This is a genomic window from Bradyrhizobium guangzhouense, assembly GCF_004114955.1.
GTDB lineage: Bacteria > Pseudomonadota > Alphaproteobacteria > Rhizobiales > Xanthobacteraceae > Bradyrhizobium > Bradyrhizobium guangzhouense.
The window spans coordinates 4328782-4350383 of the sequence record NZ_CP030053.1; the positions used below are offsets into that span (position 1 = coordinate 4328782).

Annotated in this window: 18 protein-coding genes; 10 read left to right on the forward strand and 8 right to left on the reverse strand. The window is 63.4% G+C overall.

What is annotated here, in order from left to right; genetic code table 11:
- Positions 1-15 precede the first annotated feature (15 nt).
- The 5 genes from XH91_RS20940 to XH91_RS20960 all read left to right on the forward strand — a co-directional run bounded on the left by XH91_RS20940 (position 16) and on the right by XH91_RS20960 (position 5062).
- The gene (locus tag XH91_RS20940; RefSeq protein WP_128952326.1) at positions 16-1845 is read left to right on the forward strand and encodes an IlvD/Edd family dehydratase; all 1830 of its coding nucleotides are present in this window, start codon (positions 16-18) and stop codon (positions 1843-1845) included.
- Between the two features lie 133 nt (positions 1846-1978).
- The gene (locus tag XH91_RS20945) at positions 1979-2710 is read left to right on the forward strand and encodes an SDR family oxidoreductase (protein ID WP_128952327.1); all 732 of its coding nucleotides are present in this window, start codon (positions 1979-1981) and stop codon (positions 2708-2710) included.
- Positions 2711-2731: 21 nt separating this feature from the next.
- Positions 2732-3478, forward strand: a complete 747-nt coding sequence (locus XH91_RS20950) for an SDR family NAD(P)-dependent oxidoreductase (RefSeq protein WP_128952328.1) — start codon at positions 2732-2734, stop codon at positions 3476-3478.
- 37 nt (positions 3479-3515) lie between these two features.
- Positions 3516-4673, forward strand: coding sequence for a serine hydrolase domain-containing protein (locus tag XH91_RS20955; RefSeq protein ID WP_128952329.1), 1158 nt, complete (start codon positions 3516-3518; stop codon positions 4671-4673).
- Positions 4670-5062 (forward strand): GFA family protein, encoded by a 393-nt coding sequence (locus tag XH91_RS20960; protein WP_128952330.1) that lies wholly within the window; start codon positions 4670-4672, stop codon positions 5060-5062. Before XH91_RS20955 ends, XH91_RS20960 begins: the two co-directional genes overlap by 4 nt.
- Before the next feature lie 2 nt (positions 5063-5064).
- Here XH91_RS20960 and XH91_RS20965 read toward each other — a convergent pair whose 3' ends face one another.
- A complete protein-coding gene (locus tag XH91_RS20965) occupies positions 5065-5976 on the reverse strand; it encodes a DMT family transporter (RefSeq protein WP_128952331.1) in 912 nt (303 codons plus the stop codon).
- Positions 5977-6068: 92 nt separating this feature from the next.
- Between XH91_RS20965 and XH91_RS20970 the strand changes: the two genes are divergently transcribed.
- From XH91_RS20970 to XH91_RS20980, 3 genes are all read left to right on the forward strand, one after another.
- Entirely contained in the window at positions 6069-6935 is an 867-nt protein-coding gene (locus XH91_RS20970) for a LysR family transcriptional regulator (RefSeq protein ID WP_128952332.1), read from the forward strand.
- Between the two features lie 68 nt (positions 6936-7003).
- A complete protein-coding gene (locus tag XH91_RS20975; protein ID WP_128952333.1) occupies positions 7004-7684 on the forward strand; it encodes a site-2 protease family protein in 681 nt (226 codons plus the stop codon).
- A gap of 71 nt (positions 7685-7755) precedes the next feature.
- The gene (locus tag XH91_RS20980) at positions 7756-8178 is read left to right on the forward strand and encodes a hypothetical protein (RefSeq protein WP_128954931.1); all 423 of its coding nucleotides are present in this window, start codon (positions 7756-7758) and stop codon (positions 8176-8178) included.
- Between the two features lie 11 nt (positions 8179-8189).
- On the opposite strand, the gene XH91_RS20985 is transcribed toward XH91_RS20980, so the two are convergent.
- The 7 genes from XH91_RS20985 to XH91_RS21015 all read right to left on the reverse strand — a co-directional run bounded on the left by XH91_RS20985 (position 8190) and on the right by XH91_RS21015 (position 16879).
- Positions 8190-8981, reverse strand: a complete 792-nt coding sequence (locus XH91_RS20985) for an energy transducer TonB family protein (RefSeq protein ID WP_128952334.1) — start codon at positions 8979-8981, stop codon at positions 8190-8192.
- 10 nt (positions 8982-8991) lie between these two features.
- Positions 8992-9453: a TonB system transport protein ExbD gene (gene exbD, locus XH91_RS20990; RefSeq protein ID WP_128952335.1), complete on the reverse strand. Its 462-nt coding sequence runs from the start codon at positions 9451-9453 to the stop codon at positions 8992-8994.
- Positions 9454-9456: 3 nt separating this feature from the next.
- A complete protein-coding gene (exbB, locus tag XH91_RS20995; protein ID WP_128952336.1) occupies positions 9457-10458 on the reverse strand; it encodes a tonB-system energizer ExbB in 1002 nt (333 codons plus the stop codon).
- On the reverse strand, positions 10455-11144 hold the full coding sequence (locus XH91_RS21000; RefSeq protein ID WP_128952337.1) for a Fe2+-dependent dioxygenase: 690 nt from the start codon (positions 11142-11144) through the stop codon (positions 10455-10457). The genes exbB and XH91_RS21000 overlap by 4 nt, the downstream gene beginning before the upstream one ends.
- 20 nt (positions 11145-11164) lie before the next feature.
- Entirely contained in the window at positions 11165-13735 is a 2571-nt protein-coding gene (locus tag XH91_RS21005) for a TonB-dependent receptor (protein ID WP_128952338.1), read from the reverse strand.
- Positions 13736-13990: 255 nt separating this feature from the next.
- A complete protein-coding gene (locus tag XH91_RS21010) occupies positions 13991-16405 on the reverse strand; it encodes a TonB-dependent receptor (RefSeq protein ID WP_128952339.1) in 2415 nt (804 codons plus the stop codon).
- Between the two features lie 234 nt (positions 16406-16639).
- Positions 16640-16879: a hypothetical protein gene (locus XH91_RS21015; protein ID WP_092291479.1), complete on the reverse strand. Its 240-nt coding sequence runs from the start codon at positions 16877-16879 to the stop codon at positions 16640-16642.
- Positions 16880-17268: 389 nt separating this feature from the next.
- On the opposite strand from XH91_RS21015, the gene XH91_RS21020 reads away from it, so the two are divergent.
- The gene (locus XH91_RS21020) at positions 17269-18444 is read left to right on the forward strand and encodes an efflux RND transporter periplasmic adaptor subunit (RefSeq protein ID WP_128952340.1); all 1176 of its coding nucleotides are present in this window, start codon (positions 17269-17271) and stop codon (positions 18442-18444) included.
- Positions 18441-21578, forward strand: a complete 3138-nt coding sequence (locus tag XH91_RS21025) for a multidrug efflux RND transporter permease subunit (RefSeq protein ID WP_128952341.1) — start codon at positions 18441-18443, stop codon at positions 21576-21578. Before XH91_RS21020 ends, XH91_RS21025 begins: the two co-directional genes overlap by 4 nt.
- Positions 21579-21602: the final 24 nt, after the last annotated feature.

Consider the following 21602-nt stretch of genomic DNA (forward strand, 5'->3'; position numbering starts at 1 on the left):
TTGAAGGAGAAACCCATGACAAAAAAGCCAACCAATGGGCACGCGCCCGCCGGCAACGGCACCCGCCGCCATCTTCGCTCGCAGGACTGGTTCAACAATCCCCATAATCCGGGCATGACCGCGCTCTACATGGAGCGCTACCTGAATTTCGGCCTCACCCGCGCCGAGCTGCAATCCGGCAAGCCGATCATCGGCATCGCCCAGACCGGTAACGACCTGTCGCCCTGCAACCGCCACCATATCGAGCTAGCCCACCGCGTCCGCGAGGGTATCCGCGAGGCCGGCGGCATTGCCATGGAATTCCCGACCCACCCGATCCAGGAGACCGGAAAGCGCCCGACCGCCGCGCTCGACCGCAACCTTGCTTATCTTGGCCTGGTCGAGGTGCTCTACGGATATCCGCTCGACGGTGTGGTGCTCACCACCGGCTGCGACAAGACCACGCCGGCCTGCATGATGGCGGCTGCGACCGTCAACCTGCCCGCGATCGTGCTGTCGGGCGGCCCGATGTTGAACGGCTGGCACAATGGCGAGCGCACCGGCTCAGGCACCATCGTCTGGAAGTCGCGCGAACGGCTGGCTGCCGGCGAGATCGACTATGAGGAGTTCATGGAAATCGTGGCGTCCTCGGCGCCGTCGGTCGGCCATTGCAACACCATGGGCACGGCCTCGACCATGAACGGCCTTGCCGAAGCGCTCGGCTTCTCGCTGCCGGGTTGTGCGGCCATCCCCGCTCCCTATCGCGAGCGCGGCCAGATCGCCTATGAGACGGGCAAGCGCATCGTCGAGATGGTCTGGGAAGACCTCAAGCCGTCGGACATCCTGACCCGCAAGGCATTCGAGAACTGCATCGTCATCAATTCGGCGCTCGGCGGCTCGACCAACGCGCCGATCCACATCAATGCGCTGGCCCGCCACATCGGCGTCGAGCTGTCGATCGACGATTGGCAGAAATTCGGCCACGACGTGCCGCTGCTGGTCAACATGCAGCCGGCCGGGTTCTATCTCGGCGAGGAATTCCACCGTGCCGGCGGCGTCCCGGCGGTGGTGCGCGAGTTGATGAAGCACAAGCGCATCCATGAGGACGCGGTCACCGTCAACGGCCGCGGCATCGGCGAGAACTGCAGGAATGCGCCTCTCCCCGACAACGACGTGATCTGGGCCTACGACAAGCCGCTGGTGAACGACGCCGGCTTCCTGGTGCTGAGAGGCAATCTGTTCGATTCCGCGATCATGAAGACCTCAGTGATCTCCAAGGAATTTCGCGATCGCTACCTGAACAACCCGAAGGATCTGAACGCCTTCGAAGGCCGCGCCATCGTGTTCGAGGGTCCGGAGGATTATCACGCGCGGATCGACGATGCCTCGCTCGACATCGACGAGCGCTGCGTGCTGTTCATCCGCGGCACCGGACCGATCGGCTATCCAGGTGGCGCCGAGGTCGTGAACATGCAGCCGCCGGCAGCACTGATCAAACGCGGCATCCACTCCCTGCCCTGCATCGGCGACGGCCGCCAGTCCGGCACGTCGGGCTCGCCATCGATCCTGAACGCCTCGCCGGAAGCCGCCGGCAACGGCGGGCTCGCGATCCTGAAGACCGGCGACAAGGTCCGCATCGACCTCAACAAGGGCAGCGCCAACATCCTGATCTCGGACGAGGAGCTGAAGAAGCGCCACGCGGACCTCAAGGCCGCCGGCGGTTTCAAGCATCCGCCGAACCAGACGCCGTGGCAGGAGATCTACCGCAACACCGTCGGCCAGCACGCGACCGGCGCCTGCATGGAGCTCGCCACGCGCTACCAGAACGTCTCCTCGGCGTTTGGTGTGCCGCGGGATAATCACTGACGCTGTCATTCCGGGGCGCGACGAAGTCGCGAGCCCGGAATCTATCAAGCCACCGACATTGCGGCACAATGGATTCCGGGCTCGCGCCAAGAGGCGCGCCCCGGAATGACCAATTCAAAGGGAGAACAACAACATGGCTAACCGCCTCAAGGGCAAGCGCGCCGTCATCACGGCTGCTGCGGCAGGCATCGGGCGCGCATGCGCTCTCGCATTTGCGCGTGAGGGCGCAGCCGTCATCGCCACCGACATCAACGAGGCCGGCATCGCAGGCCTGACCAAGGAAGGCATCACGGAAGTCGCCAAGCTCGACGTCCGCAACACCGCCGCCGTCAATGCTTTCGCCAAGCGTATCGGCAAGATCGACATCCTGCTCAACGCGGCCGGCTTCGTGCACCACGGCACCATTCTGGACTGCTCGGAAGAGGATTTCGACTTCTCGTTCGACCTCAACGTCAAGTCGATGCACCGGACTATCAAGGCGTTCCTGCCCGACATGATCGCGGGCGGCGGCGGCAGCATCGTCAACATCTCGTCCTGCGCGGCGCTGCGGCCGCCGGCGAACCGCTATGTCTACAGTTCGTCGAAGGCGGCGGTGTCGCTGCTGTCGCGCGCGGTCGCGCTCGACTTCATCACCAGGGGCATCCGCTGCAATTCGATCTGCCCCGGCACCGTCGAGACCCCCTCGATGCTCGACCGCGCCGCAGCCCAAGGACCCCAGGGCAAGGAGATGTTCATCTCGCGCCAGAAGATGGGACGGCTCGGCACGGCCGACGAAATCGCCAACATGGCGGTCTATCTCGGCAGCGACGAGAGCGCCTTCACCACCGGCGTCGACCTCGTCGTTGACGGCGGCTACATGCTCTGACGCCAACCGGGGTCACATCTGATGAACAAGATTGATCTCAACGACCGCGTCGCCGTCGTCACCGGCGGCGCGCAGGGCTTTGGCCGCGCCATCACCGAGCGCTTCGTCGCCTCCGGCGCCAAGGTCGCGATCTGGGATTTTGATTCAGCGCTGGCCGAGAAGACCGCCAAGGACATCGGCGACAACGTCCGCGCCTTCAAGGTCGACGTCACCGACACCGCAGGCGTCGAGCAGGCCCGCGATGCGACCTTGGCCGCCTTCGGCAGGATCGACATCCTCGTCAACAATGCCGGCATCGCCGGCGTCAACAAGCCGGTCTGGGAAACGGATCTGGAGGAATGGCGCAAGGTCCTGCGCATCAACCTCGACGGCCCCTTCATCGTCTGCAAGGCGATCGTGCCCGTCATGCTCAAGCAGAAATACGGGCGGATCGTGAACATCGCCTCGATCGCGGGCAAGGAGGGCAATCCGAACGCCTCGCATTATTCGGCGTCCAAGGCCGGCCTGATCGCACTGACCAAGTCGCTCGGCAAGGAGCTCGCCGCGCATGACATTCTCGTGAATGCGGTGACGCCTGCCGCGGCCAAGACCGCGATCTTCGACCAGATGACGCAGCAGCATATCGACTTCATGCTGTCTAAAATTCCCAAAGCCCGCTTCGTGCTGGTGGAAGAGCTCGCCGCGATGGTGAGTTGGCTTGCATCTCAGGATTGTGCCTTCTCGACCGGCGCGGTCTTTGATATTTCCGGGGGACGGGCGACCTACTGAGCCATTGGCCGCCCGAGGAAACTCCGAGGGGCGGACCATGCAGCTTGGGCGACGGGACTTTGTGAAGCTCGCAGCCGGCGCAGGCGCGCTGCCGCTAGTTTCGCCTCACGCCATTGCACAACTCGCGCCGAACCCGCCGAGCATCCGCCCGCCCTCGCCGGCCGAACGCGCGGCGATGGGCCGGCTGGCGCAGACGTTCATGGGCAAATACGACGTGCCGGGCCTGTCTTTTGCGATCGGCTATGCCGGTGCGATCGTGCATCAGGCCGCCTTCGGCGTGGCCGATCGCGAGCAGAACGAGGCAGCGACACCGCAGCATCTGTTTCGCATCGCCAGCATCAGCAAGATGATCACTTCGGTCACGCTGTTCCGGCTGATCGAGGAAAATCGCGTCAAGCTCGGCGACCGCGTGTTCGGCTCTGGCGCGCTGCTCGGCACGGATTACGGCGCGCCGCCCTACTCGCCCGGCATCGACCAGATGACGCTCGAACATCTCCTGACCCATACCGGCGGCGGCTGGACCAACGATGCCCGCGATCCCATGTTCACGCATCCGCACATGGACCACGCGCAGCTCATCACCTGGACGCTGGCCAACCGGCCGCTGGACCGTCCACCGGGCCAGCATTACGCCTACTCCAACTTCGGCTATTGCGTGCTGGGCCGGGTGATCGAGAAGCTCACCGGCCAGCGCTATGCCGAGCATGTCCGCGCCGAGGTGCTCGGGCGTTGCGGCGTCACCGACATGACGCTCGCCGGCAATACCCGTGATCAGCGCCAGGCGGGCGAAGTCGCCTATTATTGCAAGGTCGAAAGCCCCTACGACATGAACGTCCACCGGATGGATTCCCATGGTGGCTGGATCGCGACGCCGACGGACCTCGTGCAATTCCTGATGCATGTCGACGGCTATGCCCGGCCAGCGAACATTTTGCGGCCGCGCACCATCCAGACGATGACATCGGCGCCGAGCTACAGCCCCGATTACGCCAAGGGGTTCTGTATCAACAAATCAGACAATTGGTGGCACAATGGCAGCCTGCCCGGCACTAGCACCATTGCAGTCAGAACCCATGGCGGCTTCTGCTGGGCCGCCTTCACCAATGTCAGCCGACCGAGCACCAAGATGGACGACGAACTCGATGAGCTCAATTGGAACATGGCGCGGCAAGTCAGCGAATGGCGGGTGGCATGATTAGAGAAGGTGGATGCCTGTGCGGCGCAGTACGGTTCAAGGCGGAAGGCGAGCCTCTGAACGTGCGCATCTGCCATTGCCGTATGTGCCAGAAGGCGATGGGCTCGCCCTATTTCGCCCGCGCCCAGTTCGACCAGAAGATGCTGACCGTCGAGGGTGACACCGGCCGCTATAAGTCGTCCGAAGCGATCGATCGCGTATTCTGCAAGACTTGCGGCACGCGGCTGGGCTCCTGGCGGCGCAACGGCACCCTGGCCGGCGTCGCACTCGCGACCTTCGACGACCGCAATGCGTTTGCGCCGACCGAGCACATCTGGGTCTCGGAAAAGCTCGCCTGGGTGAAGCTGGATGACGGCCTGACGCAATATCAGGGAACGATCCCGGCGTGAGATCAAGGTCGGCTCGAAGCCGACAGACCCGCGGCCTCAACGCGCCGTCCTGCCGTCGTGGCCAGCCAGATCCCGGCGAACACCGCGACAATGCCGGCCGCCAGATTCCAGCGCAGCGGCTCCTTCAGCAACCAGGCGCCGACCAGCGATGCAGTGATCGGATTGACCGTCACCGAGATCGCCACGCGCGTGGGCGTTGTCCGTTCCAGCGCGAAAGCCCAGAGATAGAAGGTCAGCGCCGCGCCGAAGGCGCCGAGATAGAGCGCGGCCAGCCATTGCGGCGCGGCGAAATCTGCGACGGGTGCGAAGCTGCCTCGAAAACTTGAAAGCAGGATGAGGCAGAGAGCGCCCGCGGCCATGCTCATGGTCGTAAACCCGATCGGGCTGGAGCGCCGGATCAACGGCTTCGACCAGATGCCATACAGTGCCATGCACAGTGCAGCCGCCATCATCAGGAGATCGCCGCGCCAGGCGCCTGACGGCGCAGCGCTCAAATTGGTGAGCAGCGCGACAGCAACGCCTGATGTTGCCACCACGACGCCGATCGATTTGCGCCAGGTCAGGGCCTCGCTGCCGAGCGCGGCGCCAATCATCAGCGACAGCAGCGGCAGCGTCGACAGCGCGAGCGCGCCGCGCGCCGCCGTCGTGTAGATCAGCGATGCATTGAACAGGATTGGAAACAGCGCGAAAAACAACATGCCGAGCCCGACGGTGGCCGCCCAGTCAGCGCGGGCCGGCCAGCGGTCGCCGCGCAGCAGGGTTAGCGGCATCAACAGCAGAAATCCGAAGCCAAACCGGAATGAGCCGATCGCCAAAGGATCGATGCTGCCGACGAGATAACGCGTGGCACCGATCGAGGTGCCGCCCAGCGCACTCGACAGCACGGCAGCCAGAACGCCAAAAATCTCGCTCACGATTGCTCCCTGTGGAACGGGTTGACCAACAGCATACGGGGCGTGCCGAAACAGGGAATGGAATTTCCGTCATGCTGGGATAACGTTCCATCATGGCCGTGTCCGATCTCGATCCCGATCTGCTTCGGGCTTTTCTCGCCGTCGCCGAGCATCGCTCGTTCACGCGCGCGGCCGATCAGCTCAACCGGACCCAGTCGGCGGTAAGCGTGCAGGTCAGGCGGCTCGAGCAGCGGCTCGGCGCAAAACTATTTCAGCGCGCTCGGACCGGCATCGTGCCGACCGCCGCGGGCGAAGAGCTGCGCGTCTATGCGCAGCGGATCCTTGCCCTCCATGCGGAAGCAGTCACTGCTCTCCATGCGCGCAAGCCGGAGACCGTCATCCGCCTCGGCGTGATGGACGATTACGGTACGATCGTCGTTCCGCCCCTGCTCGCGAGCTTTGCCAAAAGCCATCCGACTGTCAGGGTCGAGGTCGAGACCGGACTGACCGCGACCATGCCGGCCCGGCTCGGCGAGGCCTATGACCTCGTCATTGCCATGCATCCGGTCGGGCGCGGCGACGGCGAGCTGCTGCGGCGCGAGCAGGCCGTCTGGGCGGCCGCCGCTTCCTGTCGTGCCATGGCGGAAGACGCCCTGCCCGTCGCGCTCTACCCGCCCGGCTGCCTGTTCCGCCAATGGGCCGCAGAGGCGCTTGATCACGCCGGCCGGCCCTGGCGGCTCGCCTATGTCAGCCGGACGCTGGCAGCGGTGGAATCGATCGCGGCGCAGGGCCTCGCCATCACCGTGGTCAAGGCAAGCACCCTGCCGCCCCGCCTACGCCCACTCGGTCCGCGCGATGGCCTGCCGCCGCTGCCCGCGGCGGACATCCGCCTGCACCGTGCGCGCGACCTGTCGCGCCCGGCGGCGCTGCTCGGTGACCATTTGCGGCGTGGCATTTCAGAACCGGCCACCCTATGTTGAGCTGAAGCGTTGCTGCACCGCCCGACGGTCGTCTGCAAGGCGACAGACACAAACGGGCAAGATGCGACGTGAACATTTCCATCTATGATCTCTCGGTGTGGGTGCTGCCCCTGGTGCTCGCCATCACCTTCCACGAGGCCGCGCACGGCTTCGTGGCGCACCGGCTCGGCGACGACACCGCCTGGCAGCTCGGGCGCGTCAGCTTCAATCCGCTCCGCCATATCGACCCGTTCGGCACGCTCATTTTACCAGCGATGCTGCTGTTCGCGCATTCGCCATTCCTGTTCGGCTATGCCAAGCCCGTGCCGGTGAATTTTCGCAAGCTCAACAATCCGAAGCTGGACATGGTCTGGGTGGCCCTCGCCGGGCCCGCCACCAACATCCTGCTGGCACTGCTCGCGGGTCTCGCCCTCCACGCCTTGCCCTTGGCGCCGGCCCGTTCAGCGCAATGGATCTTCGATAACCTCAAGAATGCGCTGCTGATCAACGCCGTGCTGGCCGTCTTCAACATGATGCCGATTCCGCCGCTCGACGGCGGACGGGTGGCGGTCGGGCTGTTGCCGCGGCCGCTCGCCCTGCCGCTGGCGCGGCTCGAGCCGTTCGGCATGATGATCCTGATCGCGCTCCTGATCCTGCTGCCGCTGGCGGGTTCCCAGTTCGGTCTAAATCTTGATGTTATTTCAGCAATACTGCGAACGTTGACCGGTTATGTGATTCAAGCTGTTCTCTTGGCTACCGGCAATGCGTAGTTGAAGCCGTACTCGATATCCCAAGAGACAAAGCCGAAGGGCTAGAGGCCAACTTGGTCAAAGCTGCCGATATGCTGATCGCGCGACGCGCGGACACCCGTGCCCGTGCCGATTTCGCCACTTGGAAGATGATGGCCAAGCTGAACGGGTTGTCGGCGCTGCCACCGGATGCACAGGGATTCCTCGACGGCTACAAGAAGCTGCTGGAGCGAATGAGCGAGGCCGAGGCGACAGAGGCCGCCATCGCCGAGGTCTACAAATCCTACTATCTGGAGATGGGCGGCGGTGGGAACCCGCCCGACGTCCGCACGCGGCCGGCCGAACCGGCAAGGGACAATGTTACCGCTTTCCGGCGCCCGGCCCCAAAGCCGAAAAAGACCAGCTTCTTCGGAGCGACGACGGTGGGGGGAACCCAGAAGCGTCCCCTGCCGGTGGCGTTGATCTTTGCCTGCCTGGTCGTGATCTATGTCGGGGTCAAGTTCTACTGGCGCTGAGCGCCTTCAGCCTATTTCGACGGCTTCTTGAAATTCACCGGCAGGCTGAAAGCGAACTGATCGTCGGTCAGCTCGGCCGGCGGAGCCGGCACCGGATCCGAACGGCGCACCATCGATATGGCCGCATCGTCGAAGGCGGGATCCCCTGAGGACTCCGCGACATTGACGGACACGACATTGCCGCGCCGGTTCAGGACCAGGCTGAGCTTGACCGTCGTGGTCTTGCTCTTGTCCTTGGGATAGCGCTTGTGAATCTCGAAATAGGCGCTGATCCGCTTGCCCCATTCGGCCGTCAGCTTGCGGACGTCCTTGCCGATGCCCTGATGGGGGGCGGCCGCCTTCTCGTCCTCGCGCGCGTTCTCGTTCAGCGCCTGCCTGGCCGATTCCTGGGCATTGGGCATCTCCTCGACAGCCTGTGTCTCGACCTTGGCCACCTTGGTGGTGTCCTCGACCGGCTTCTTGGAGTCATTCTCGGTGACGAGGCGATCCGGGTCCTCGGCTTCCTGGGGGATATCCTTCGGCAGATCAGTCTCTTTCACCTCGGCCTGCTGCTGCATCTGCTGCGGCTGGTATTGCGAGGCTTCGCTGTCCGGGCCGGGCGGCAGATCCGTCTCGGGGAGTTTCGGCGAGGTCATTTCGACGGCGTATTCCGCGCCATTGGCGCCGAGACCATCGTCACCGTCATCAGGGCGAAGGTTCGCCAGCGCCAGCGCGGCCCCGCCAATGTGCAAGCCAACGGCCACCACGGCGGCCAGGATCCACAACGGCCGCGAGGATTTTGCCTCGAACACAGGGTCGGTCATCGCGCCGCCATCAGGGTTGGACTGCCCCTTGCGCCGGCCCGGCCGCCGCAGGAGGTGCCTCGAGCGCCACCAGCTTGATGCGAGAATAGCCGCCCGATCGCAGGATTTCCATGACGCCCATCAACTCGCCGTACGGCACTGCCTTGTCGGCACGCAGGAACACGTATTTGTCCTTGCTCATGTCGGCGATGGCGTCGAGCGAGCTGACGAGGTCGGTGCGCTTGACCGGATTTTCGCCGATCGCGAGCGTCAGATCGGGCTTGATGCTGACATAGGTCGGCTTATCCGGCTTCTTCTGCGGCGTCGCACTCGATGTCGGCAGGTCGATCGGCAGGTCGACGGTCGACAGCGGGGCTGCGACCATGAAGATGATCAGCAGCACCAGGATGACGTCGATGAACGGCGTGACGTTGATGTCATGCGTTTCCGAGAAATCGTCGTCGTCATCGACGTCGTTGAGCGAGACAGCCATGGCCTACTCCGCCGCGCGCGAATGCGTGCTGCCGTGGCTGCGGTCGAGATCGCGCGACAACAGCCGCGCCGCGGCTCCCGAGGCGCGGCTGACAAGCTCGAGATAGCCCTTCGTCACGCGCGAGAAGTGATTGTAGATGATGACGGCGGGGATCGCCGCGACGAGGCCGATGGCTGTGGCGAGCAGCGCCTCGGCGATGCCGGGGGCAACCACAGCGAGGTTCGTCGTCTGCGACTTCGAGATGCCGATAAAGCTGTTCATGATGCCCCAGACGGTGCCGAACAGGCCGACGAAGGGCGATGTCGAACCGATGGTGGCAAGGAAGCCCATGCCGATGCGGATGCGGCGTTGCTCCGCGCGCACGAGCTCGGCGAAGCTCGAGGCCGCGCGCTCCTTGATGCCGCTGTCGCTGGACAGGCCCGCCGATATCCGCGCCTCACGCAGCGCCGCGGCCAGGAAGGACGGCAGGATACCCTGCTTGGCGCCGAGCGCCATCTGGGCTTCTGCGAGTGACCGCGCCTCTGCAATCTTCCGCAGCGCCGAACGAAGCTTGCTGGAGGCAATCGACAGCTCGATCGATTTCGCGATGAAGACCGTCCAGGTCACGAGCGAGGCAAAGGCAAGCCCGATCATCACCGCCTTCACGATGATGTCCGCCGACATGAACATCACCCAGGGCGACAATTCCTTCATGGCCGGCGCGATGCCGGCCTTTGGCGTCGGCTCGGATGCCGGGGCCACTGCAGCCTCGGTTGCGGAGGCACTGGGCGTCGCGGCGACAGGCGCAGCAGCAGTAGCCGCGGTCGATGGCGCCGCAATCGTGCTTGGTTGCGCCGCGGCAGCAGGAGCAGCCGGCGCCGGCTGGGGCGCGACAGGTGCAGGCGCCGCGGAACGCGCCTGCGCCGCCGCTTGGGGCTGTGTCTGGGCGAAAGCAGGCGCTGCGAGCCAGGCGACCGTCAACAGCACGGCTGCAGCGAGGCTTGCTTGGAAAGATGCGGTCTTCATACTTCGGCCCAGGTGCGAATGAGGTTGTGATAGATACCCGTCAATTTAACCGTTTCGGGATCGTCGCGCCCGAGCCGTGCCACCAGCGCCTGAATGGCGGTGTCGAGGTCGAAGATCATGCTGCGGGCTTGATCGTCCCGTATCATGCTCTGAAGCCAGAAGAAAGATGCAACCCGCGCCCCCCTCGTCACCGGGGTGACCAGATGCAGGCTGGTCGAGGGATAGAGCACGCAGTCCCCGGCTTGCAACTTCACTTCGTGCGAGCCGTAGGTGTCCTCGATCACAAGTTCGCCACCGTCGTAATCCTCGGGCTCGCTCAGGAACAGCGTGACCGAAAGATCGGTGCGGATGCGAAGCCCGGTCAGGCGGTCGCCGCGGATCGCGTTGTCGACATGCAGGCCGAAATGGTGGCCGCTGTCCGCCGCATAGCGATTGAACAGCGGCGGAAAAATCTGGAGCGGGATTGCGGCGGCCAGAAATCGCGGGTTCGCCGTCAGCGCCGAGATGATGCGATGGCCGAGCTTGCGCGCGACCTCGCTGTCCGGCGGCAATTGCTCATTGCGCTTGACCATGGCCGACTGCGCACCCGCGGTGGAACGGCCGTCTTCCCATTCGCTGGCGTCCATGATGCGGCGAAACTCCGCCACATCATCTTTGCCCAGGACGCCTTCAATGCATGTCAGCATGGCACCTCGTCATCTCTCCATCAGTAGCGCGCGGACAGAACCAGATAGGCGGCGCGCCCGGGCGCCTCCAGCACGAACGGCGTCGCGCTCTGGTACAGCGCGTCGTAGTAGCGCTTGTCGAAGATGTTGTTGACGAACAGCTTGACCTGCCAGTTCTTGTTGATCTTGGCTTCGGCGAACGCATCGAAGCGCCAGTAGCCGGGGATCGACGTGCCCTGGTTTGCCGCGAGCAAAGTGCCGCCGTAGATCTGCGAGCGGTACACCGCCTGCCCGCCCAGCTCCCAGACGTCGGTGAGCTGGTACTTCGTCAGCAGGCTGAATGACTGATGCGCGATGTTGGCGAGCGGACGCCCAACATTGGTTGGGTAAAGCGACGGCTGAGCCGACGGTGCAAGCGACTTCGTCACCTCGGATTGCATCAGCACGAGACCACCGAACACGCTCCACTTGTCCGTGATCTTGCCGCCGACCCCGAGGTCGATGCCGCGAATGCGATAGGCCGCGCCGGCCGTGATGCAGGACACGGTGCCGGACGCTCCCGCCGGATAAGGACAGGCCGCGGTGGCAGTTGCTTTCGTGACATTCTGCGCCTCGCGCGCGTTCTCCTTCTCGGTCTGGAACAGCGCGGCCGTCAGCAGCAAATGGCGATCGAACAGCTCCCACTTGGTGCCGAGCTCGATCGCCTTGTTCTGCTCGGGGCCGAAGATCTGGTTCGAGCCGCCGTTGAGGACCGGTGAAAGACCGCCATAGGCCGTGCTGGTGCCGTCGAACTCGGAGCCCACCGGATTCGACGACGTCGCATAGGCTGCATAGACGCTGCCGTTCGGAAGCGGCTTCAGCGTGACACCGAGGTTGAAGTTCGGAAGCCCGAACTCAGCACTCTGCGTGCCAAAAGTTTGCGTGCCGCCGACTGAACCGTAGCCGCTGGTATTGATGGTGTAGTTGTCGTAGCGGACGCCGCCATTGAGAATGACGAGATCGCGGTAGTTGGCGCTATCCATCGCATAGACGCTCTTGGTGTCGACCGAAAGGTTGGTCGGCGCTCCCAGCATCCGCGGTGTATCGAACCCGTTGAGGAAGGTGTATTGCGGCGCGAACACGCTGACACCCGAGGTCGAGCCGCCGGACGTGAATGACGGGCCGGCCGTTAGTTCCGAGTCCAGCCCGGCGTACTTGTCGATGAACGACGTCTCGCGCGAGACTTCGACACCACCAAGTGCGGTGTGCCTGAACCCGCCAGTGTCGAATTTGTAGGTCGCCTCGCTCTGGTTCGCCAGCACGCCCGTAACTTGGTAGCGGCTCTGCGGATTGAGGGTCACCGTCGAAGCCGACAACGGAATTGTGGCGATGGGAGATTCCGCCAGCGTACCGATGTAATCGTTGACCGAGCGCGATGCACGGATCTTGTCGGTGAGGACGAGATCGGGCGTCACGTAGACTTCGGCACCGACGGTTCCGATGTCCTGCTTGACCTTGAAGAAGTCGCGGTTGACGAAGCCGTAGAAATTGTTGCGGTTCGAGCCAAAATCCGGGAACGGACCGCCCGCGGTGGTGCTGTAGACATTGCCCACTGTCGGAGATCCCGGCCGGTAATACGGCACGCCGAAATCCGGGATGCCATGCTGATACGTGTGGATGTAGTCCGTCGTCACTTTGACGGCATCGACGGGCTTCCACGTGGTCGCAATGAAGGCGCCACTCCGATCATCCGTGACGAAGTCGCGACCGGCAACACCCGCGTCCTGGAACAGGCCACCGGCGCGCACCGCAAAGGTTGGATTGATCACCTGGTTGACGTCGAGCGTCACGCGTTTGGTCTTGTCGGTCCCAAACGAGGTGTCCATGTCGTAGAAGCTCTTCTCCGTGTTCGCCTGCTTGGTGACGATGTTGATCGCACCACCGGCGACCCCGCGGCCGGAGAAGGTAGAGCCGGGACCTCGCAGAATTTCGACCTGCTCGGTGAAGAAGTTTTCACGGACGCTGACGCCGGGATCGCGCACGCCATCAATGAAGATGTCGTTGCGGGCGTCGAAGCCGCGAATGAAGAAGCGGTCGCCAAAGGCGTTACCGCCCTCACCCGTGCCGAGCGTCACGCCGGCCGTGCTGAGAATGGCCTGCTTCAAATTGGTGGCGTTCTTGTCGGCAAGCACGTCCTTGCTGAGCACGGTGATCGATTTCGGCGTGTCGACCAACTTCTCCGGAAACTTTCCGCCGGCCTGGACGTGATCGACCTTGTAGGGCGCGGCCGGATCCGCATAGGGATTGCGATCGGCGGCGGGCGCGTTGGCGGGCTCCACCGGCGTTTGAGCGGCCTGCTGACGCTGCTGGGCGGCACGACGCAACGCGTTGCGGGCGCGGACCTGATCAGGGGTCGGTTTCGCGGTGGAGGAGCGCGGCCGCTCCTTGGGGGCGTCGACGTTGACGGGCGGCAGACTTGTTTGCTGCGCCTGTGCTGCGCCCGATACGGACGCGACTGCGATCAGGCTTGCGACCGTGGAAACAGTCTTGCCGGCCGCACCATCGAAATTGCCGACCAATGCCTGCCGTGCCGCGGTCGAACGCAACGACCGCGGAGCCCTCGCCATTCCCATCCTACGCCCCATTCCATTGCTGCAGTGTGTCGCACTGTGGCAGTGCGACACACTGGTCGTATCGAGCGGGGCAATGAGGGTCAACGCAATCACAGCACGAGCAACCTTGAATCCATCCAGATCAAAACGATTCTAAATTCGAGTTTGAAATCGTTCTAAACTCGAGTTTGTAAGCGTTCTAAATTGAGGCCGACGTTTGCGCTCGCGATGCACGATCTCGTGCATCGCGATGATGGCGGCGCAATCGGACCTGCATCAGAACTTGGCCGTCGTGACGATGTAGAACGCTCGCCCCGGCGCAACCGCGACGAACGGCACGGCACTGCGATAGAGCGTGTCGTAATAGAGCTTGTTGGTCAGGTTCTGCGCGTAGAACTTCATGGTCCAGTTCTTGTCGATCTTCTTTTCGACGAACGCATCGAAGCGCCAGTAGCTCGGCAGCTCGTTGCCGGTGTTGGCCGCGAACGTGCCGCCATAGACCTTGGAGCGGTACACCGCCTGTCCGCCGATCTCCCAGTCGCCATCGAGCTTGTACTTGGTCAGCATGCTGAACGATTGATGCGCGACGTTGGCGAGCTGCAGGCCGATGTTGGACGCGATGTTGCTTTGTGTGACCTTCGATTGCATCAGCACCAGGCCGCCGAACACGCTCCAGCGATCGGTGATCTTGCCCTCGGCCTCGATGTCGATGCCCTGGATGCGGTAGGCCGCATTCGAGGTGAGCACGCCGGATGCATTGGTCTCGCGCGCATTGTCCTTTGTGGTCTGGAACAGTGCCGCGGAGACCAGCAGGTGACGATTGGCAAGCTCCCACTTGGTGCCGACTTCCGCCGCCTTGTTGCGCTCTGGCCCGAGCAGGACGGCCGTGTTGGCGGGAACGCCGCCGTAATCGGTGCCGGTAGCGTCGAGCTCGGAGCCGAACGGATTGGCGGAAGTCGCATAGGCCGCGTAGAGACTGCCGATCGGCGTCGGCTTGTAGACCAGGCCGACATTGTAGTTGAACAGATCGGAGTTCTGCTTGAGGTAGGCCGAGTTCGTGGACGAACTCTGGCTATAGCCGTCGTAGCGAATACCGCCGTTCAGGATGATGGTGTCGCGCCAGTTTGCGGTGTCCATGGCGTAGACGCTGCTGGTGTTGACGCCATAGCGGGTCGGATTGCCCGTCAGCGACGCTGAGCCGAAACCACCGAGATACGTGTACTGAGGGGAGTAGAGATTAACTCCCGAGATCGCCCCGTTGCTCGTAAATGGCGAGCCGGCGAGCTCCGACGTCAGACCCGCGTAACGGTCGATCGAGACATTCTCGTTGGTGTATTCGACGCCGAACACCGCGGTGTGCTTGACCCCGCCGGTATCGAGCTTGAACGTGGCCTCGTTCTGGTTGGCCCAGACGTCCACGGCCTGGTAGCGGCTCTGCGCGCTCGCCGTCGTGGTCCAGAGCAGCGGATTGGAATTGGTCGTCACCGGGTTCTGCGGCAGCGTGCCGATGTAATTGAGCAGCGAATGCTCGCCGCGCACCTTGCTGCTCAGCGTGATGGCTTCGTTGACCTTGTACTCGGCCGTGGCCGTGCCGAAATCCTGCCGCGCGGTCTGGAAGTCGCGGTTGAGGAAGCCATACCAGTTGCCGCGTGGAATGCCGGCCGACGTCACCGGCATATTGCCCTGCTTGTAAAAGGGCACGCCGAAGTCAGGCAGGCCGCTGAGATCGGTATGGACGTAGTTGGTCGTGATCTTGATATCGTTGGTCGGGGTGTACTTGGTGGACAGGAAGGTGCCCCAGCGATCATCGGTCACGTAGTTGCGCCCCGCCACATTGGCGTCTTGAAACAGGCCGCCCGTGCGTACCGAGAAGGTCGGGTCGACCACCTGATTGACGTCGAGCGTGACGCGCTTGGTCCTGTCGGTGCCGAACTCGGTATCCATCCGCTTGAAGTTGACGTCGCCGGCCTGCTTGGTGACGATGTTGATGGCGCCGCCGGCGGTGCCGCGCCCCGCGTAGGAAGATGCGGGTCCGCGCAAAATCTCGATCTGCTCGGTGAAGAAGTTCTCGCGGATCGACACCGCGGGATCGCGGATGCCGTCGATGAAGACGTCGTTGCGGGCGTCAAAGCCGCGAATGAAGAAGCGGTCGCCGAAGGCGTTGCCGCCCTCGCCCGAGCCCAGCGTCACGCCGGCGGTCGAGCGCCCGATTTCCTTCAGCGTCGTCGCGTTCTTGTCCGCGAGCACTTCCTTGCTGAGCACCGTGATCGTCTTCGGCGTGTTCAGCATCGGCTCGGGAAACTTGCCGGAGGCCTGCACGTGATCGACCTTGTAGGGCGCGGCGGGATCGGCATAGGGATTGCGATCCACCGCTCCGGCCGGTGCCGGTGCAACAGCCGCAGCCTGCTGCTGCGCCTGCTGGCGCTGCGCGGCGCGGCGAAGCGCATTGCGCGCGCGGACTTGCTCGGACGACGGCTTCGAGGCCGCTGGGCGCGGACGCTCGACGGGCGCATCGACATTCACCGGCGGCAGGGTCGATTGCTGCGCCTGCGCGCCGCTCGACACCGACGCCACGGCAATCAGGCCAGCAACGACTGATGCCGTCTTGCCCAAATTGCCATCGAGGTTCTCTTCAACTGAATTTCTTGCCGAGATCGCACGCAGCGATCGCGGAGCCACGGCGAGCCCCATTCCAACACACCCCATTCCAATTTCGTCGATGCGCGGCATGCGCGACGAGCGATGAGGCGGTGCTATCGGCCGCAAAAAATCGGGTCAATGCAACGGGGCCCGCGAGAGCACTTGAATAGGTCTAGTTCAAAACGATTCCAAAATTTCGATCTCGAAATTGCTGAAATGTCGCGCGACACATTGATGCATCGGGACATAGCGACACTTGCCTTCGCGCATCATCTCGCGCAGCCGTCAGTCGCTGCTCGGCGGCTTCATCAGCGAGAACAATTCATCGACGGTACGCTGCGCGGTGGCACGTACGCGGTCGGTATCGTCCATGCCGGCGATGTTGACGCCGCCAACGACGGCTTTGATCTCGTCGCGGAAGTCGGTGAGGAAGCGCAAGGGATCGCGCTGCTCGTTGGCAACACGCGCAATCAGTCCCGTGATCAAGATCTGGCACGCGATCAGCTTGCCGTTCAATTCGTCCATTCCGCACTCCCGATATGGCGGCGCCGATATGAACGACGCTGGTTTTGGTGACAACCGAAACGTGGCGCCAGCGTTTAGAACCGTTCTCGCTCGGGCAAGTGCGCCTTCCCCGCAGAGCGCGTTCACGTGCGTCTTCCGTCGCAGGCCCACGCCTTCAGCGAGCATTTCCTGCCTCCCGCACGCTCCTCGTTCGCGACAGGAAAATGCAGCACTGCACACGGGCGCGTCACCCGTTTGCCTACGGGGTGCAAAGCTTTCCAATTGTTTAGGATTCTCAACTGATAGTGCTGTTTACACTGGAACTTGGCGTGTAATATACAAGCCTTGCTGGAACCCTTCGATTGCCCCGCAATTCGTTGTTTTGGGCATACAAGCCGATACGCTCAGATATGAAAAAGTCACGGCCGATCCTGTGGATTGTCATCATCGCAGCCGTGGCCGGTGGCGGCTATTACGGCTGGAAGCGATATCAGGCCGCGGAGGCCGGAAAAACCCAGACTGCACAGAAGGGTGCGCCGCACGCCCCCGCCGTGCCCGTCAGCATCACGCCGGTCCAGAAGGCCGACTTCCCGGTCTACTTGACGGGCCTCGGCACCGTTCAGGGCTTCAACACCGTACAAGTCCGGACCCGGGTGGACGGTCAGATCGACAAGATCGCCTTCACCGAGGGCCAGACGGTCAAACAAGGCGAGCTGCTGGTCGAGATCGATCCGCGCCCGTTCCAGGCCGCCCTCGACCAGGCCAAGGCCAAGAAGTCGCAGGACGAGGCCAACCTCGCCAACGCCAATCTGGACCTTCAGCGCTACACCAAGCTCGGTGAATTCGCGACGCGGCAGCAGACCGATACGCAGCGCTCCACGGTTGCCCAGCTCACCGCGCAGATCGCCGCCGACGAAGCCGCGATCGCCAACGCCCAGACCCAGCTCGACTACACCAAGGTCAAGTCGCCGATCACCGGCGTCGCGAGCCTGCGCCAGGTCGACATCGGCAACATCGTCAACGCCTCGAGCCAGACCGGCATCGTCACCATCGCGCAGATCGAGCCCATCACGGTGATCTTCACGGCGCCGGAGGACCAGCTGCCCTATATCAGCGAGGGCCAGAAATCCGGCGAGCTCAAGGTGATCGCCTTCACCACCGACGGCAAGAAGACGCTGGCCGAAGGCAAGCTTGCCGTCATCAACAACCAGGTCGATACGACCAGCGGGACTATCAGGCTCAAGGCGGTGTTCGACAACAAGGAGCACACGCTGTGGCCGGGGCAATCGGTGTCGACACGCCTCCTGGTCCGGACGCTGAAGGACGCGACCATCGTTCCCGACGACGCGGTCCAGCATTCGACCAACGGCCTCTACGCCTACACGGTCAGCCCGGACAACAAGGCCGAGGTCCGCAAGATCAAGGTCAGCTACTCCATCGACGGACGTTCGGTGGTCGATGAGGGATTGAGCCCCGGTCAGCAGGTGATCACCGGCGGGCAGTACAAGGTTCAGCCCGGCAGCCTGGTCTCGACGACCGTCGCGAGTTCAGATTCGGTCCAGAAAAACAAGGTCCAGCAGGAATGACCGAAGGCGGGATTTCGGCACCTTTCATCCGTTATCCCATCGGCACATCGCTGCTGATGGCCGGCATTCTTTTTGTCGGTCTCGTCGCCTATCCGCTGCTGCCGGTGGCGCCGCTGCCGCAGGTGGACTTCCCGACCATCCAGATCACGGCCAATTTGCCGGGCGGCAGCCCGGAGACGATGGCCTCGTCGGTCGCGCAGCCGCTGGAGCGCCAGTTCGCCCAGATTCCCGGCATCGCGCAGATGACCTCGACGAGCTATCTTGGCACCGCGTCGATCACCATCCAATTCGATCTCAACCGCAGCATCGACGGCGCCGCCAACGACGTACAGGGCGCCATCAACGCCGCCGCCGGTCAATTGCCGAAGAACCTGCCCTCGCCGCCGACCTATCGCAAGGTCAATCCGGCGGACTCTCCGATCCTGCTTCTATCCGCCACTTCCGAGACGCTGCCTCTGACCAGCGTCAGCGATGCGGTCGACGCGCAGCTTGCCCAGCAGATCAGTCAGATATCCGGTGTCGCACAAGTCATCATCGGCGGTCAGCAGAAGCCGGCCATCCGGGTCCAGATCGATCCCGCCAAGCTCGTCGCCAAGGGGTTGTCACTGGAGGACGTGCGGACCCAGATAGCGATCACGACCGTCGATAGTCCCAAAGGCAACATCGACGGCGAGAAGCGCGCCTATACGATCTACGCCAACGATCAGCTGACGCAGTCAAAGGACTGGAACGACGTCATCGTCGCGTATCGCAACGGCGGTCCGCTGCGTATCCGCGACATCGGCCAGGCCGTCACCGGCCCCGAGGACGCCAAACAGGCCGCCTGGGCGAACGGCAAACGCGGCGTCTTCCTGGTTGTGTTCAAGCAGCCGGGCGCGAACGTCATCGAAACCGTGGACAAGATCAAAGCGGCCTTGCCCCGCCTCGTTGCCGCGATCCCGCCTGCGATCAAGATCGAGCTGATGAGCGACCGAACCCAGACCATTCGGGCCGCGGTCGAGGACGTGCAGTTCACCCTGCTTCTGACCATCTTCCTGGTAGTCATGGTCATCTTCGTCTTCCTGCGCAGCTTCTGGGCGACGGTCATTCCGACGATCACGGTGCCGCTGGCGCTGCTCGGCGCCTGCTCCCTGATGTGGGTATTCGGCTACACACTGGATAACCTGTCGCTGATGGCGCTGACGATCGCGGTCGGCTTCGTGGTCGACGACGCCATCGTCATGCTCGAGAACATCTCCCGCTACGTCGAGGAAGGTGAAGCCCCGATGGCCGCCGCCTTCAGAGGCGCGAAGGAAATCGGTTTCACCATCGTTTCGATCAGTATCTCGCTGGTCGCGGTGCTGATACCGCTGTTGCTGATGGGCGGCATCATCGGCCGCCTGTTCCGCGAGTTCGCCGTCGTGCTGGCGATGACCATCTTCGTCTCGATGATCGTCTCGCTGACACTCACCCCGATGATGGCGTCGCGCTTCCTGCGCGCCCATGGCGAGATCCAGCACGGCCGCTTCTACCAGTGGAGCGAACGCGCCTTTGACGCGATGCTGCGCGGCTATGAGCATATCCTCGACATCGCCTTGAGCTGGAAGCGCACGACGCTCGTCATTTTCTTCGCAACCCTTGCGCTGTCGGTCTATCTCTTCGTCTTGATCCCCAAAGGCTTCTTCCCGCAGCAGGACAACGGCCTGATCACCGCGACCTCGGAAGCTTCGCAGGACATCTCCTTTGCGGCCATGAAGGAACGGCAGGAGGCGCTCGCCAAGATCATCCAGGCAGATCCCGCCGTCGCCAGCGTCGCCATGGCCATCGGCGGCAGCGGAAGAGCCGGCAACAACGGCAACCTGTTCATCACCTTGAAACCCCGGGATCAGCGCGACGTTTCGGCGCAGCAGGTCATTGGACGCCTCCGTCCGCAGCTTGAGAAGGTGCCGGGCGCGCGGCTTTACATGCAGGCGGCCCAGGACGTCCGGCTCGGCGGCCGGCCGACACGCACCCAGTTCGAGTTCACGCTGCAGGATGCCGATCTCTCCGAGCTGAACGAATGGGCGCCGAAAATTCTCGCCAAGATGCAGACGCTGCCGGAGCTGCGCGACGTCGCGACCGACCAGCAGACCCAGGGCACCACGGTCCAGCTCAAGATCAATCGTGACACCGCCTCGCGCTACGGCATCCAGCCGCAGCTGATCGATGACACTCTCTATGATGCCTTCGGCCAGCGGCAGGTTACGCAGTATTTCACGCAGCTCAACACCTACAAGGTGATCCTGGAAATCCTGCCGGAGATGCAAGGCAACCTGGATTCGCTGAACAAGCTCTATCTGAAATCGCCGCTGACCGGGGATCAGGTGCCGCTGTCGACCTTTGCGACCTGGACCACCGATCCGGTTCGTCCGCTTTCGATCAGCCACCAGGGCCAATTCCCGGCGATCACGATCAGCTTCAACCTCGCCCAGGGCGTTGCGCTCGGCCAGGCCACCCAATCCGTTCAGAAGGCGATGGCCGATCTCGGTGCGCCGGCGACGCTGAATTCGAGCTTCCAGGGCACCGCGCAGGCGTTCCAGCAGTCGCTCGGCACCGTGCCGCTGCTGATCCTCGCGGCGCTGGTCGTGGTCTATCTGATCCTCGGCATCCTCTATGAAAGCTACATCCATCCGATCACGATTCTGTCGACCCTGCCCTCGGCCGGTGTCGGGGCGCTCATGATTCTGATGGCGGCTGGCTTCGACTTCAGCCTCATTGCCTTGATCGGAATCATCCTGCTGATCGGCATCGTGAAGAAGAACGGCATCATGATGGTCGACTTCGCCATCGCAGCCGAACGCGACGGCAAGACGCCGGAGGAATCGATCCGCCAAGCCGCGCTGTTGCGCTTCCGCCCGATCATGATGACGACGATGGCAGCACTGCTCGGCGGCGTGCCCTTGATGCTCGGCCACGGCACCGGCGCCGAGATCCGCCAGCCGCTCGGCTACGCGATGGTCGGCGGCCTCATCGTCAGCCAGGCGCTGACGCTGTTTACCACCCCGGTGGTCTATCTCTATCTCGACAAGTTCTCGAACCTGTTCAGGGGCAGCTCGACCGACGAGGAAGGGCACCAGACGTCGGCACACGGCGCCGTCAAGGAAGCCGCCGAGTAAGCTTGCGTCGCGGCGTCCGCGACG